A 14,617-nucleotide genomic window follows, 5' to 3' on the forward strand; every position below is an offset into this window, starting at 1 on the left:
GCGCACGGTCCGGTTGGCCCCGCCGGCTGCGGCGGGCCCGGAAACGCCGGGCCGTGAACTACACTGGCGGGCGGGGGCGCCGAGTGGGGCCCGGCCACGCCGCGGGAGTGCAGGTCTCTTCCTGCTCAGTGAAGCCTTTATTTCGCAGGAAGAGACCTGCACTCCCACGACGCGTCCGGTACGCGCCTGCATGGGGTGCTGATCGAAGGGCGGGTGGGATCTTGCTTCGCTGCTTGCGCGTGTGCTGGCTTGGCAGGCCTGCTGCATTCCTCTCGCGGAGCGCGTTCGGTTGAATGGTTCCGGGCCCTGTTTGACACCCCGTGTACGCCTGCGTGTCCCTTCGGACACTTGTTGAAGGGGCTGGGCCAGCGTGGAAGGTGGCCAGTGTGCGAGTCCTCGCCGCCCGGCGGCGGGTGCGGGACTGAGGCGAAAGGCTCTTCGCCACCCCGGACAGTCCGATCGGACGCCGGGGGCATCGATGTGCCCGCCTCGAACCCACCCTCGCCTTCGCGGTGGGGCCGGCGCCACGTCGGTGGTCAGCGAAGAACCGCCCAGGCCATCCCGGGCGTGGGTGACGAACTAAAGAAAAACCCCGGCCGGAGCCGGGGTTTTTCGCTCCGGGCGGGCCGCGAACGGCCCGCCGCTGCCACTCGCCTCAGAACGACTGCGAGAAGCGGATGCCCACGGTGCGCGGGCGGATGGTGGCCGTGTACACCTGGCCGTCCGTGTACACCGGGTCCACGCCCGACGCGCCGCACACCGTCTCGCCGCAGGCCGTGAACTTGAAGATCTCGGCGCGCTCGTCGAACAGGTTCGACACGTACAGGTCCACCGACCAGTCGTTCTTGCGGAAGCCCGCCGAGAAGTCGGCGGTGGTGTAGGCACCCAGGTCGCCCAGGATGCTGCGCTCGAGCAGGCGCAGGTCCGACTTGCGCTCGCCCACGTGCGACAGCGCCGCCTGCCAGTAGGCTTCGCCGCCGGCCAGGTCGAACGAGTAGCGCGCGATCAGGTTGCCCTTGAACTTCGGCGTCACCGGCAGCTGCGTGCCGCTCGGCGCCTCCGGGTCGGCGCAGTCCGTCACCGGGTTGCCCTCGGCGTCGGTGAAGCCGCAGTAGTTGTCGGTCAGCTTGGCGTCGTAGAAGGCCACGCCGCCGCCGATGCTCAGGTTGTAGCTGGCCGCCCAGTTCAGCTCCAGCTCCATGCCGTCGATCTGCGCCTGGTTGGCGTTCTTGATTTCCGTCAGGCCGTTCGCGCCCAGGATCGAGAACTGGAAGTCTTCCCAGTCCTGCCGGAACACCGAGCCGTTGAACGAGAAGCGGTTGTCGGCCCAGGTGGTCTTCCAGCCGATCTCGAAGTTGGTCAGGTAGTCCGACAGGTAGGGCGGCAGCGTGCCGCGGCGGTTGATGCCGCCCGGGCGGAAGCCTTCCGACCAGGTGACGTAGACCATCTTGGTGTCGTCCACCTGGAAGGTCAGGTTCGCCTTGCCGATGGTGCCCGACTCGTCGACCTTCTTGTCGAGGTTGGTGCAGGGCGCGCCGTTGAAGTCGGCCGGGTCGAAGCAGGCCGCCTCGCCGGTGCTGCCGCTGTAGCCCGCGCTGTAGCCGAAGAAGCCCTTGAGGCTGTTGTCGGCCTGGAAGTGGCGCGCGCCCAGGGTGCCGGTCAGGCGGTCGGTGAAGTCGAAGCTCACTTCGCCGAACACCGCCTGGTCGTCGTCCTCGCGGAACTGCTTGGTCAGCCAGATCGTGTTCGGCCAGCCGGTGACGTGCAGGAAGTCGGCGATGCCGTCGATGCGGTAGTCCTGCTGGATGTCGTGGTCCTGCTGCTGGAAGAAGAAGCCGCCGACGAAGCGCACGCGGTTTTCCTGCGGCGAGGAAATGCGGATCTCGTGGCTGGCCTTCTTGTACTGGTCGCGGAACTGGATGTACTGCGACGGGTTCACCAGGTTGCCGTCGTTGTCGTAGAAGTAGGCGCCGTAGCCCGCCAGGGTGTCGTACCAGAAGGCGTAGTCGCTGTAGTCCGAGGCGCCGTCCACGTCGCGGTCGAGGTGGGCGAAGGCGTAGGTGACGTCGAAGTTGCCGATCTTGCCCTCGATGGTCAGCGCGGCCTGGGTCCACTGGTCGTCCGAGTATTCGGGGTTGAAGTGGGTGACCTCGAGGTCGCCCACCACCGGGTCGAAGGCGAAGAAGCCGCCGGCCTCGGTGCGCTGGTGCATCACGGTGGGGCTGATGGTCCAGTTGTCACCCAGGTTGATGACCGCGCCGATGCGCGCGCCCATCGTGTCGATGTCGTTGTAGTCCTTCCCGGCCAGGTCGTCGTTGAACTCGGTGCCGTTGCCGCCCGAGTCGGCGTCCCAGGACGGGTAGGTGCGGCTGCCGGAAACGTTGTCGATGTAGCCGGCCTCCTTCTCCTTCCAGCCCACCAGGCGGATGGCGGCGTTTTCGCCCATCGGCAGGTTAACGAAGCCCTCGGCCACGTGGCCCATGCCGCCATTGCTGGTGGAATCGAGGCCCACGGTGTAGCCGGCCTCGAAGCCGCTCGGGTCGGCCTTGTTGGTGATGATGCGCAGCGTGCCCGCCTGCGAGCTGGCGCCGTACAGCGTGCCCTGCGGGCCGGCCAGCGCCTCGACGCGCTCGACGTCGTAGATGTGGATGTCGAGCGGGCCCTGGATGGTGGTGATGGGCTGCTCGTCGAGGTACACGCCCACGCTCGGCAGCGAGCCGGAGTGGTTGCCGTCGCCGCCCGAGGCCACGCCGCGCATGTAGATCTGCGCGAAGCCGGGGCCGAAGGTCTGGTAGGAGACCGAAGGCAGGTATTTGACGTAGTCCTCGAAGTTGGTGACGTTCAGGTCGTCCAGGCGCTGGGAGTCCAGCACCTGCAGGCTGATCGGCACCTTCTGCAGGTTCTCGGTGCGCTTTTGCGCGGTCACCGTGACCTCGTCGAGCGTCACGGCCTGCTGTTCTGGCTCCGGCGCGGCTTCCTGGGCGAATGCGGCGGAGCCGATCGCCAGGTAGATCGCGGCCGCCAGCGAGGCGCGCGACAGCGTACGCGCCGTCCGCGCGCCCCGCCGCTTGCTTGTTTGCTTGCTCATTTCCTTCCCCTCGGCTTGCTCTGTTGGTGTGGGTGTTGCGTCAGCGGAAATGCGGTACGTCCGGGTAGGCCGTGAGCACGGGGCCCAGGGCGTCCTTGAGCGGCCCGAGCCAGGGCTCGAAGTGGCGCCAGTGATCGACGCCGTCGCGGTAGATGGGCTGGCGCACCTGCTCGGAGCTGGCGGTGCGCACGGGCCGCTTGTTCTCGAAGAAGCGCAGGCAGCCTTCCTCGAAGGGCAGGCCGCAGTAGTCGAGCAGGCGCCGCACTTCGGATTCGGTGTCGTCCACCATGGCTTCGTAGAACACCCGGTGCACGCGGCCCGGCAGCACGGCGTCGTAATGCGCCATCAGGCGCACGTAGTCGGCGTAGTAGCGGCCGATGTCGGCCAGCGAATAGGTGAAGGCCTGGCCGCGGGCGAAGTGCTGCTTGAAGCCCGAGAAGCAGCAGGCCAGCGGATGCCGGCGGGCGTCGATGATGCGGGCGTTCGGCAGCATCAGGTGGATCAGCCCGATGTGCATGAAGTTGTTCGGCATCTTGTCGATGAAGAACGGCGCGCCGGTCTTGCGCTGGATGCGGGTGTGTTCGAGGTACTGCTCGCCCAGTTCGCGCAGGCGGGCCGGGTCGAGCGAGGCCAGCACGTCGTGGTAGGGCAGGGACTGGCCGGTCTCGCCGAGCTTGCGCAGCTCGCGGGTGATCGAGATCACCTCGGGCAGCTCCATGGTGCCTTCCACCGCCGAGTGGCTGGAGAGGATCTGCTCGACCAGGGTGGAGCCGGCGCGCGGCAGGCCCAGCACGAAGATGGGGTCGGGCGCGGCCGCCCCGGCGCCGGCGCGCGCGGCGAAGAAGGCCGGCGTGTAGGTGCGTTCGATCTTCTCCACCCGCGCCGTGGTGTCGTCGGCCGAGTAGTGCAGCTGGGCGCGGCGCAGCGTGTTGCCCTGGTCGTAGTGGCCGAAGGAGGCAGCGTAGTCGGCGCGGTCCTCCAGCGCCTTGCCGAGCGCGAAGTGCAGGTGCTGCACGTCCTCGGGCGACAGGCCCGGGCGCGCCAGCTGGGCCTGCATGGCCGCCACGTCTTCGTCGCTGAACCTGAAGGTCTTCAGGTTCGCCAGGCTCCACCAGACTTCGCCGCAGGACGGGTCCACCGCCAGGCTGCGGCGGTAGGCAGCGATGGCGCGGTCGGTGTGGCCGGCGGTCTTGAGCGCGTGGCCCTGGCTGATCCAGATCTTCGCCTGGCCCGGGTGCTCGCGCAGGATGCCGTCGTAGAGCGCGATGGCCTGCTCGTAGTCGCCGGTTCGGCACAGCACCACGGCCTTGAGGTTGCGGTAGTTCGGGTTGCGCGGCTCGGCGGCGAGCAGGGTTTCGATCTGCGCCAGCGCCTCGCGCGGCTTGTTGCCGCGGTGCAGGACCAGGGCGTAGTTCTGGCGCGCGGCCAGGAAGCCGGGCGCGAGTTCCAGGCAGCGCTCGAGCAGGCGCTCGGCGTCTTCCTGGCGGCCGATGCGCGCGGCCAGCTCGGCCATCATGCGCAGCGCGGCCACGTCGGTGGGCGCGGCGGCGAGGTGTTCGCGCAGCAGCGCTTCGGCCCTGGGCAGTTCGTTGGCGTGCAGCGCCGAGGCGGCGGCCAGCAGGCGCGGGTCGCGGGTGGAGAAGCGCACGTGGCTGGCGTAGGCCTCGTCGGCGGCCTCGAGTTCGCCGGCGGCGGCGAGCTGGTCGCCCAGCGCGCGCCAGGCCTGCGGCAGCCCGGGCTTGAGCCACGTGGCGCGGCGCAGGGCGGCGATGGCGCCGGCCGTGTCGCCGGCCAGGCCGAGCGCGATGCCCAGTTCGTAATGCGCCAGGGCCCAGTTCGGCTGGCTGGCCACCAGCGGCCGCAGCGCCTCGAGCGCGGGCGGCAGCTGGCCCTGCAGGCGGTGCGAGACCGCCAGAATCAAAACGGCCATCGGGTGTTCGCCGACGGCCGTGATGATTTCGCGCGCCTGTTCGCCGGCAAGCGCGGGCTGGGTTTCAAGCAGCCGGGTGGCGTGCGCGAGCGCCTCGTCCAAACCAGCGGTGGGCTCGGCGGTGGCCATGGCGATGCTGGCGGTTCCCGGGGGCATGGGGTCTTCACCCGAATCTAACGTTGTCGCGGGCCGCGGGATAGTCCCTCATAGCCCCCCCAGCAGCCGGTGGGTGAATTCCAGCGACTGGTCGTAGGCGGCGGCGCCGATGCGCTCGTCCTGGCCGTGCGAGCGGTCGTCGTCCACGTCGTAGGGGATGCCGTTGAACACGTACACCGGCAGGCCGGCGGCGCGCAGGAACAGGCTGTCGGTGGCGCCGGCCGACATGTAGGGCGCCACCGGGATCGGACCCCAGAGCGGGGCGGCGGCGTCGCGGATGGCCTGGAACAGGGCCTCGTCCACCGGCGAGGGCGGGCTGGGCGTGGGTTCGGCCACCCGGCGGATCGTGATGCCGGGGTCGGCCACGGCGGCGGCCAGCCAGCGGTCCACCTGGGCCGGGTCCTCGTCGGGCAGCATCCGGCAGTTCACCGTGGCGCGGGCCAGCTGGGGCAGGGCGTTTTCGGCGTGTCCGCCTTCGAGCAGGGTGGGCGTGCAGGTGGTGCGCAGCTGGGCGTTGTCGTAGGCCGAGCGGGCGGCCAGGCGGCGCAGGGCGGCCTCGTCCTGCGGCAGGCGGGCCGCGGCGGCCATGTCGGCGGCGGTGGCGCCGGTTTCGAGTTTCGACAGCCGCGCGTAATGGCCGCGGGTGGCGGAGTTGGTGCGCAGCGGGAATTCGAACGCGGCCAGGCCGGTCAGGCCTTTCGCCAGCCGGTGGATGGCATTGTCGGGCGTGGGCACTGAGCTGTGGCCGCCGGGGTTGCGCACTTCCAGCGTGTAGCTCAGGTAGACCTTCTCGGCGGTCTGCACCGGCAGCACCGCCGCCCGGCCGCCGCGGATCTCGGGGCCGCCGCCGTCGAAGTTGATGGCGTAGGCGGCGTCGAGCAGGTCGCGGCGGTTTTCCAGCAGCCACTGGATGCCGTTGGCCACGCCGTCTTCTTCGCCGGCGGTGAGAAGCAGCAGGAAGTCGCCGCGCGGCACGCGGCCTTCGGCGCGCAGGCGCATGAGCGTGGCGGCCGCGCCGGCGGCGCCGCCCTTGATGTCCATGGTGCCGCGGCCGTACAGCCAGCCCTCGCGTTCGGTGAGCACGAAGGGGTCGAGCGTCCAGTCCTCGCGGCGGGCTTCCACCACGTCCAGGTGGGCCATCAGCAGGATGGGCTTGCGCTCGCCGCGGCCGCGCAGGCGCACCACCAGGTTCTGGCGCAGCGGGTCGTCGCCGAGCAGTTGCACGTCCTCGCGCGGGAAACCTTCGGCGAGGAAACGCGCCGCCAGCTTTTCCGCCGCGGCGGTGGTGCCGGCGCGCGGGGTGGTGTCGGTTTCGATCAGCAGGCGCAGCAGCTCGCGGCCGCGCGCGCGTTCGTGTTCCGGCGCCTGCGGCGGCGCAGCGCCCGCCGTGGTCGCGAGCAGCAGGGCCAGGGCGAGCAGGGCGGGGCGGTGTTTCATGCGCGGGTCCGGGTCAGGGGCGTTCGAGCGCGAGCGCCAGGCCCTGGCCCACGCCCACGCACAGGCTGACCAGGGCGCGGCGCTGGCCGTGGCGGCGCAGTGCGAAGGCGGCGGTCATGGCCAGGCGCGCGCCGCTGGCACCCAGCGGGTGGCCCAGGGCGATGGCGCCGCCGTTGCCGTTGAGCCGCGGGCTGTCGTCGGGCAGGCCCAGGGCCTGGGCGCAGGCCAGCACCTGGGCGGCGAAGGCTTCGTTGATTTCGATGCGGTCGAAGTCGTCCAGCGTGAGCCCGAGGCGCGGCAGCAGGCGGTTAATGGCCGGCACCGGGCCGATGCCCATCACCCGCGGTTCGACGCCGGCCGCGGCCTGGCCCAGCACGCGCGCCAGCGGCTGCAGGCCGTGCCGCGCCACGGCATCGCCCGACGCCAGCAGTACCGCGGCGGCGCCGTCGTTCAGGCCGGAGGCATTGCCGGCGGTGATGGTGGTGCCCGGGCCGAGCAGCGGCGGCAGCGCCGCCAGGGCGTCGGGCGTGGTGTCGGGGCGCAGGTGTTCGTCGGAAGAAACGGTCGCGGCGCGCCTTCCCTGGCCCGCCACGATCGGGGAAATCTCTTCGGCCAGCCAAGCTTCGCGCTGCGCGTGCGCGGCGCGCTGCTGGCTTCGCCAGGCGAAGCCGTCCTGGCGTTCGCGGCTGATCCCGTGCTCGCGCGCCAGGTTTTCGGCGGTCTGGCTCATCGGGTCCACGCCATGACGCGCCTCGAAGGCCGGGTTCACGAAGCGCCAGCCCAGCGTGGTGTCCTGCAGCTGCTGTTCGCGGCCGAACGCGGCGCCGGCCTTGGCCATCACGTAGGGCGCGCGGCTCATGCTTTCCACGCCGCCGGCCAGCACCAGGTCGGCGTCGCCCACGGCAACGGCGCGGGTGGCCTGGGCGATGGCCTCCAGGCCCGAGGCGCAGAGCCGGTTCACCGTCACCGCCGGCACCGATACCGGCAGGCCGGCCAGCAGCGTGGCCATGCGCGCGACGTTGCGGTTGTCCTCGCCCGACTGGTTGGCGCAGCCGAGCATCACCTCGTCCAGCGCCGCCCAGTCGAGCGATGGGTGCCGCGCCATCAGGGCCGTGATGGGCATCGCGGCCAGGTCATCGGCGCGCACCGTGGCCAGCGCGCCGCCGTAGCGGCCGAAGGGCGTGCGGGTGGCGTCGACCAGGAACACCTCAGCCACGGCCGTGCCCCTGCAGCGCCGGCAGCCAGCCGCCCTGGCGGATGGCGCGTTCGATGGTCATCTGGGTCTCGTGCAGGATCGGCAGGATTTCCTCGACCGCGCGCTTCTTCGAATCCGGGCGGTAGGGCATGCCCACGTTCAGGCCCGCCACCACGCGGCCGTCGGCGGTGCGCACGGGCAGGGCGATCGAACACAGGCCCAGTTCCAGCTCCTGCGCGGTGAGCGCGTAACCCTGCTCGCGCACGCGCTTGAGTTCGGCCTTGAGCGCGCGCGCCTCGGTGAGCGTGTGCGCGGTGTGGGCGCTGGGCGGGTGTTGCTCCAGCCAGGCGTCGAGTTCGGCGGGGTCGAGCGCGGCCAGCATCACGCGGCCCATCGAGGTGGCGGCGGCCGGCAGCCGCGCGCCCACGCCCAGGGCGATGCTCATCACGCGCTTCACCGGCACGCGCAGCACGTACACGATGTCGCCGCCGTCGAGCACGGCCATCGAGCACGATTCGCCCACGCGCTGCGCCATCTGCTCCATGGCCTGCTGAGCCAGCTCGGTGAGGTCGAGCGAGGACAGGTAGCTGTAGCCCAGCTCCAGCACCCGCGGGGTGAGGAAAAACTGCCGGCCGCGCTGGCCCACGTAGCCCAGGTGCTGCAGCGTCATCAGGCTGCGGCGCACCACGGCGCGCGACAGGCCGGTGCGGTTGGCCACGTCGGACAGGCTGGGCGTGGGCAGGTCGCGGCTGAAGGCGCGCAGCACGCTCAGGCCGCGTGCCAGCGACTGCACGTAGTCGGCGCTGTCCTCGAACGGTTCGTCGGCCATCGGGGCCCTTGGGCTGGTGTTGACAGGCCGAGCCTAGGAGGATTCCAATGAGTTCGCAATACGAATTGATGTTCGATTACCGAACATTTCGGGCCGCCAGGGGAGATCCGCGTTGCACAGCCGCGAGCGCGACAGCGTCCTGCACACCTGGTGCGTGCCCGCGCTGTGGGACGCGCCCACCGTGGTCGGCGGCCGCGGCGCCCGGCTGGTGCTCGAGGACGGCCGTGAGCTGCTGGACATGTCCAGCCTGGCCGAATGCAGCAACCTGGGCCACCAGCACCCGGCCGTGGTGCGCGCCATCCGCGACCAGGCCGAGCGCCTGTGCTTCGTCACCAACGGCTGGGGCGCCGCGCCCCGCCGCGAACTGGCCGAGCGGCTGCTGGAAAAGGCCGGCTTCGAAGGCGGCCGCGTCTATTTCACGCTGGGCGGCGCCGACGCCAACGAACACGCGGTGAAGTTCGCGCGCCAGGCCCGCGACCTGCCGCAGGGCCTGGTGATCACCCGCGAACGCAGCTACCACGGCGCCAGCTACGCCACCATGGCGCTGTCGGACGACGAACGCACCCGCCGCCAGGTGGACCCCGCCGCCTTCCAGGTGCTGCACGTGCCGGCGCCCTACGCCTATCGCTGCCCCTTCGGCAGCCGCGACGAGGCCAGCTGCGGCGAACGCGCGGCCGAGGCGGTGGCGAAACAGATCGAATCGCACGGCGCCGACACCGTGGCCGCCGTGCTGGTCGAAACCAATGCCGGCACCAACGGCATCGTCGCGCCCGACACCTACTGGCCGCGCCTGCGTTCCGTGACCCGCGACAGCGGCGTGCTGCTCATCGCCGACGAGGTGATGTCGGGCTTCGGCCGCTGCGGCGAGTGGTTCGCCTGGCAGCGTTTCGGCGCGCAGGGCCGCCCCGACCTGATGACCGTGGCCAAGGGCCTCACCGGCGCGCACCTGCCGCTGGGCGCGGTGCTGCTGTCGCCCGGGGTGGCCGCGGTGATCGAACCGCAGCAGCTTCAGACCGGCCTCACCTACGCCGGCCACCCGCTGTGCTGCGCCGCCGGCCTGGCGGCGCTGCAGGCCTACGAGGACGAGGGGCTGGTCGAACGCTCGCGCCGCCTGGGCGCGCAGATGTTCGCCACGCTCAAGTCCCTGCAGGCCCGCCACGCCGTCATCGGCGACGTGCGCGGCGGCCACGGCCTGTTCGCGGTGCTGGAACTCGTGTCCGACCGCGCCGCGCGCGCGCCGCTGGCGCCCTGGCCGCAGCTGCCCTCGGGCCTGCGCGCGCTGGTGGCGAAGGCGCGCGAGGCCGGCGTCTCCTTCGCCGTGCGCGGCAACCTGGTGATCCTGGCGCCGCCGCTGGTGATCGACGAAAACGACCTGGCCGACGCCCTCGGCCTGCTGGACCGCCTGCTGGGCGAAATGGACGCCGCATGAGCTTCAAGCTGACCTACGCCACCATGTTCAACCCGCCGGCGGAAATGCACGCCCGCTTCGACGAGGCGCTGCGCGAGGTGGAACTGGCCCTGGGCGCCCGCCACCGCCTGCACCTCAACGGCGAGGACGTCGCCGGCGTGGAGGAGGACGAGCGCCGCAGCCCCATCGACCAGCGCCGCGTGCTGGGCCATTTCGCCGTGGCCAGCGCCAACCAGGCGCGGCAGGCGGTGGAAGCGGCGCACGCCGCCTTCCCGGCCTGGCGCGCCACGCCCTGGCCCGAGCGCGTGCGCCTGCTCAAGCGCGTGGCCGCGCTGATCGAGGAGCGCGTGTACCTCATCGCCGCGGCGCTCACGCTGGAAGTGGGCAAGAACCGCATGGAGGCGCTGGGCGAAGTGCAGGAGACCGCCGACTTCTTCCGCCTGTACGCCGAGGAGTTCGAGGAAAAGAACGGCTTCGACATCCCGCTGCCCGACGACCCGCTCGAAGGCTGGACGTCGCACAACCGCAGCGTGCTGCGGCCGCATGGCGCCTGGGTGGTGATCGCGCCCTTCAACTTCCCGTTCGCGCTGGCCGGCGGACCCGTGGCCGCGGCGCTGGTGACCGGCAACACCGTGGTGTTCAAGAGCGCCAGCGAAACCCCTTGGGCGGGCCGGCTGCTGGCCGACTGCCTGCGCGACGCCGGCTTCCCGCGCGGCGTGTTCCACTTCCTCAACGGCAGCGGCAACGAGGTGGGCCAGGCCCTGGTGCACCACCCGCGCACCGCCGGCATCACCTTCACAGGCTCCTTCGACGTGGGCATGCGCATCTACCGCAGCCTGGCCAACGGCCCCTGGCCGCGGCCCTGCATCACCGAGATGGGCGGCAAGAACGCCTGCATCGTCACCGCCAACGCCGACCTCGAGCGCGCCGCCACCGGCATCGTGCGCTCGGCCTTCGGCATGGGCGGGCAGAAGTGCTCGGCGCTCTCGCGCCTGTACGTGGACGAAGCGGTGGCCGACGCGCTGGTGCAGAAGCTGAAGGAAAAGATGGCGGCCATCCCGCTCGGCGACCCGCGCCGCCAGGAACACTGGCTGGGCCCGGTCACCACCCGCCGCGCCTACGACAACTTCGCGCGCTGCGTGGCCGCGATCACCCGCGACGGCGGCCGCGTGCTCGTGGGTGGCGAGCGGCTCGCCGAGGGCGAGCTGGCGCACGGCTTCTACGTGCAGCCCACGCTGGCCGAGGCGCCGCCGACGCACCCGCTGTTCCGCGAGGAAATGTTCCTGCCCATCCTGATGCTGCACCGCGTGCAGGACCTCGGCCAGGCCGTGCAGCTGGCCAATGATTCGCCGCTGGGCCTCACCGCCGGTTGCTACGGCAGCGACGCCGACCTGGCCTACTTCTGGGAAAACATCGAGGCCGGCGTCACCTACGCCAACCGGCCGCAGGGCGCCACCACCGGCGCCTGGCCGGGCTACCAGCCCTTCGGCGGCTGGAAGGGCTCGGGCAGCACGGGCAAGGCCATCGCCTCCTTCTATTACCTGGCCCAGTACCAGCGCGAGCAGTCGCGCACGGTGGTCGAATGAAGACGCCGCGGCTGTCGCTGGCCGAGGCGATGGCGGAATTCGTGCACGACGGCAGCTGCGTCGCGCTCGAGGGCTTCACCCACCTGATCCCGTTCGCGGCCGGGCATGAACTGATCCGCCAGGGCCGCAGGAACCTGCACCTGGTGCGCATGACGCCCGACCTCGTCTACGACCAGCTGGTCGGCATGGGCTGCGCGCGCCGGCTAACCTTTTCCTGGGGCGGCAACCCCGGCGTGGGTTCGCTGCACCGCCTGCGCGACGCGGTGGAACACGCCTGGCCGGCGCCGCTGGAGCTCGACGAGCACAGCCACGCCGGCATGGCCGCCGCCTACGCCGCCGGCGCCGCGAAGCTGCCGTTCGGCCTGCTGCGCGGTTACCTGGGCACCGACCTGCCGGCCAACAACCCGCGCATCCGCCGCGTCGAATGCCCGTTCACGGGCGAAAGGCTGGCCGCGGTGCCGGCCATCAACCCCGACGTGACCGTGCTGCACGCGCAGCGCGCCGACCGCAAGGGCAACGTGGCCCTCCACGGCATCGTCGGCGCCCAGCGCGAGGCCGCGCTGGCGGCGAAGAAGCTCGTGGTCACCGTGGAGGACGTGGTGGACGAACTGCCGCCGGCCATGAACGCCGTGGTGCTGCCGCACTGGGTGGTGAGCGCCGTGGTGCACTGCCCGGGCGGCGCCTACCCGTCCTACGCGCACGGCTGCTACGAGCGCGACAACGCCTTCTACCAGCGCTGGGACGCCATCGCCCGCGACCGCGCCGGCTTCCAGGCCTGGATGCACGAGCACGTGCTGGGCCTGCCCGACCACGGCGCCTACCTGGCCCGCCTGAAGGCGAAGGCCGCATGAGCGCCTGGACCCGCGACGAAATGATGACCGTGGCCGCGGCGCGGCTGCTCTGGGACGACTGCGTGTGTTTCGTCGGCATCGGCCTGCCCAGCGCCGCCTGCAACCTGGCGCGGCTGACGCACGCGCCCGACGTGGTGCTGGTGTACGAATCGGGCACGCTGGGCACGCGCCCCGACGTGCTGCCGCTGTCGATCGGCGACGGCGAACTGGCCGACACCGCCGCCTGCGTGGTGCCGCTGCCGGAAGTGTTCGCCTTCTACCTGCAGGGCGGCCGGGTGGACGTGGGTTTCCTGGGCGCGGCGCAGATAGACCGCTTCGGCAACCTCAATTCCACCGTCATCGGCGACTACGCGCACCCGTCCACGCGCCTGCCCGGCGCCGGCGGCGCGCCCGAGATCGCCACGCACGCGCGCCAGACCTTCGTGCTGATGAAGGCCAGTCCGCGCAGCTTCGTGGAACGGCTCGACTTCCGCACCAGCGCCGGCTTCCTCGGCGGCGACGGCGAACGCGCAGGCAGCGGCGCACCCGGCGGCGGCCCGCAGGCGGTGATCACCGACTTCGGCGTGCTGCGCCCGATGCCCGGCCGCCAGGAGCTGCAGCTGGTGGCGCTGTACGAAGGCGTGGACGTGGCCGAGGCGAAAGCCGCCGTCGGCTGGCCGCTGGCGGTCGCCGACACGCTCGAACGCCTGCCGCCGCCCACGGAAACCGAACTCACCGCCCTGCGCCAGCTGCAGGCCCGCACCGCCGAGGCGCACCGGCGCCCGGTGCGGCTGCCGGGCTGAGCGCGCGAACCCACTGCAAGAAGGACCCGCCATGAGCCATCCGCACATCCACACCGAGCTGCCCGGGCCCAAGGCCCGCGCCATGATCGAGCGCGACGCGGCGGTGATCTCGCCGTCCTACCCGCGCGACTATCCGTTCGTGATGTCGCACGGCCGTGGCACCGAAGTCTGGGACGTGGACGGCAACCGCTTCCTCGACTTCATGGCCGGCATCGCCGTCTGCGCCACCGGCCACGCGCACCCGGCGGTGGTGAAGGCGGTGCAGGGCGCGGCGGAGAAGTTCCTGCACATCTCCAGCGACTACTGGCACGAGGAAATGGTGGGCCTGGGCGAACGCCTGGCCGCGGTGGCGCCCATGGGCGAACCGGCCATGAGCTTCATCTGCCAGTCCGGCACCGAAGCGGTGGAGGGCGCGCTCAAGCTGGCGCGCTACGTCACCGGCCGGCCGCGTTTCATCGGCTTCCTGGGCGGCTTCCACGGCCGCACCATGGGCTCGCTCAGCTTCACGTCCAGCAAGTACACCCAGCAGAAAGGCTTCGCCACCACGCTGGCCGGCGTCACCCACGTGCCCTACCCGAACCCGTACCGGCCGCTGTTCGCCGGCGACGACCAGGGCGAGGCGGTGCTGGAGTACATCCGCATGCTGTTCCAGCGCAGCGTGCCGCCCAGCGAAGTGGCGGCCATGCTGATCGAGCCCATGCAGGGCGAAGGCGGCTACCTGACGCCGCCCGACGGCTTCCTGGCCGGCCTGCGCGCGCTCTGCGACGAACACGGCATCCTGCTGATCTTCGACGAAGTGCAGTCGGGCATCGGCCGCACCGGCCGCATGTTCGCCAGCGAACACTGGGGCGTGCAGCCCGACATCATGAGCCTGGCCAAGGGCCTGGGCTCGGGCCTGCCCATCGGCGCGGTGGTGGCGAAACGCCGCCTGATGCAGCAGTGGAAGCGCGGCGCCCACGGCAACACCTACGGCGGCAACCCCATCACCTGCGCGGCGGCCAATGCCACGCTCGACCTGGTGCGCGGCGGGCTGGTGGACAACGCAGCGCGCGTGGGCGGGCACTTCATGGCCCGCCTGCGCGAGTTGCAGCGCGACTACCCCTGCATCGGCGACGTGCGTGGCAAGGGCCTGTGGATCGGCATGGAGCTGGTCGAAAGCGACGCGAAGAAGACCCCGGCCGCGGCCCTGTGCGACGCGGTGGTCACGCGCGCCTTCCACAACGGCCTGCTGCTGCTCTCCTGCGGCACCAGCACGGTGCGCTTCATGCCGCCGCTGACGGTGACGGTGGCGGAGGTGGACGAGGCCATGGCGATGCTGAAAACCAGCCTCGACCAGGCGCTGGCGGGACGCTGAG

The 14,617-nt window shown here is 71.3% G+C and carries 10 protein-coding genes; 5 read left to right on the forward strand and 5 right to left on the reverse strand.

Going from position 1 to position 14,617, the window contains the following annotated elements; translation table 11 throughout:
- Positions 1 to 655: 655 nt before the first annotated feature.
- Genes ACE3Q2_RS04140 through ACE3Q2_RS04160 form a run of 5 tightly spaced genes read right to left on the reverse strand, consistent with a single transcriptional unit; the run spans position 656 to position 8,635 of the window.
- Positions 656 to 3,088 carry a TonB-dependent receptor gene (locus ACE3Q2_RS04140; protein WP_374473011.1) on the reverse strand — a complete coding sequence of 811 codons (2,433 nt, stop codon included), beginning with the start codon at positions 3,086 to 3,088 and terminating at the stop codon, positions 656 to 658.
- 40 nt (positions 3,089 to 3,128) lie between these two features.
- On the reverse strand, positions 3,129 to 5,174 hold the full coding sequence (locus ACE3Q2_RS04145) for a sulfotransferase (protein WP_374473013.1): 2,046 nt from the start codon (positions 5,172 to 5,174) through the stop codon (positions 3,129 to 3,131).
- Between the two features lie 48 nt (positions 5,175 to 5,222).
- Positions 5,223 to 6,611, reverse strand: coding sequence for a M20/M25/M40 family metallo-hydrolase (locus ACE3Q2_RS04150; RefSeq protein ID WP_374473015.1), 1,389 nt, complete (start codon positions 6,609 to 6,611; stop codon positions 5,223 to 5,225).
- A 13-nt stretch (positions 6,612 to 6,624) separates the two neighbouring features.
- Positions 6,625 to 7,827 (reverse strand): 3-oxoadipyl-CoA thiolase, encoded by a 1,203-nt coding sequence (gene pcaF / locus ACE3Q2_RS04155; protein WP_374473017.1) that lies wholly within the window; start codon positions 7,825 to 7,827, stop codon positions 6,625 to 6,627.
- The gene (locus ACE3Q2_RS04160; RefSeq protein WP_231698057.1) at positions 7,820 to 8,635 is read right to left on the reverse strand and encodes an IclR family transcriptional regulator C-terminal domain-containing protein; all 816 of its coding nucleotides are present in this window, start codon (positions 8,633 to 8,635) and stop codon (positions 7,820 to 7,822) included. The genes pcaF and ACE3Q2_RS04160 overlap by 8 nt, the downstream gene beginning before the upstream one ends.
- 112 nt (positions 8,636 to 8,747) lie before the next feature.
- On the opposite strand from ACE3Q2_RS04160, the gene ACE3Q2_RS04165 reads away from it, so the two are divergent.
- The 5 genes from ACE3Q2_RS04165 to ACE3Q2_RS04185 are packed head-to-tail and all read left to right on the forward strand — an operon-like array spanning position 8,748 to position 14,616.
- A complete protein-coding gene (locus ACE3Q2_RS04165; protein WP_374473020.1) occupies positions 8,748 to 10,064 on the forward strand; it encodes an aspartate aminotransferase family protein in 1,317 nt (438 codons plus the stop codon).
- The gene (locus ACE3Q2_RS04170) at positions 10,061 to 11,629 is read left to right on the forward strand and encodes an aldehyde dehydrogenase family protein (protein WP_374473022.1); all 1,569 of its coding nucleotides are present in this window, start codon (positions 10,061 to 10,063) and stop codon (positions 11,627 to 11,629) included. The genes ACE3Q2_RS04165 and ACE3Q2_RS04170 overlap by 4 nt, the downstream gene beginning before the upstream one ends.
- The gene (locus ACE3Q2_RS04175) at positions 11,626 to 12,480 is read left to right on the forward strand and encodes a CoA transferase subunit A (protein WP_374473024.1); all 855 of its coding nucleotides are present in this window, start codon (positions 11,626 to 11,628) and stop codon (positions 12,478 to 12,480) included. The genes ACE3Q2_RS04170 and ACE3Q2_RS04175 overlap by 4 nt, the downstream gene beginning before the upstream one ends.
- A complete protein-coding gene (locus ACE3Q2_RS04180; RefSeq protein WP_374473026.1) occupies positions 12,477 to 13,262 on the forward strand; it encodes a CoA-transferase subunit beta in 786 nt (261 codons plus the stop codon). Before ACE3Q2_RS04175 ends, ACE3Q2_RS04180 begins: the two co-directional genes overlap by 4 nt.
- 31 nt (positions 13,263 to 13,293) lie before the next feature.
- Complete coding sequence (locus ACE3Q2_RS04185; RefSeq protein WP_374473028.1) at positions 13,294 to 14,616, forward strand: acetyl ornithine aminotransferase family protein; 1,323 nt, start codon at positions 13,294 to 13,296, stop codon at positions 14,614 to 14,616.
- The last annotated feature ends 1 nt before the right edge of the window (position 14,617 follow it).

Source organism: Arenimonas sp., from assembly GCF_041913985.1.
GTDB lineage: Bacteria > Pseudomonadota > Gammaproteobacteria > Xanthomonadales > Xanthomonadaceae > Arenimonas.

Coding starts and splice junctions, on each gene's coding strand:
- ACE3Q2_RS04140 (WP_374473011.1), bottom strand. CDS start 3,088: ATGAGCAAGCAAACAAGCAAGCGGCGGGGCGCGCGGACGGCGCGTACG.
- ACE3Q2_RS04145 (WP_374473013.1), bottom strand. CDS start 5,174: ATGCCCCCGGGAACCGCCAGCATCGCCATGGCCACCGCCGAGCCCACC.
- ACE3Q2_RS04150 (WP_374473015.1), bottom strand. CDS start 6,611: ATGAAACACCGCCCCGCCCTGCTCGCCCTGGCCCTGCTGCTCGCGACC.
- ACE3Q2_RS04160 (WP_231698057.1), bottom strand. CDS start 8,635: ATGGCCGACGAACCGTTCGAGGACAGCGCCGACTACGTGCAGTCGCTG.
- ACE3Q2_RS04170 (WP_374473022.1), top strand. CDS start 10,061: ATGAGCTTCAAGCTGACCTACGCCACCATGTTCAACCCGCCGGCGGAA.
- ACE3Q2_RS04175 (WP_374473024.1), top strand. CDS start 11,626: ATGAAGACGCCGCGGCTGTCGCTGGCCGAGGCGATGGCGGAATTCGTG.
- ACE3Q2_RS04180 (WP_374473026.1), top strand. CDS start 12,477: ATGAGCGCCTGGACCCGCGACGAAATGATGACCGTGGCCGCGGCGCGG.
- ACE3Q2_RS04185 (WP_374473028.1), top strand. CDS start 13,294: ATGAGCCATCCGCACATCCACACCGAGCTGCCCGGGCCCAAGGCCCGC.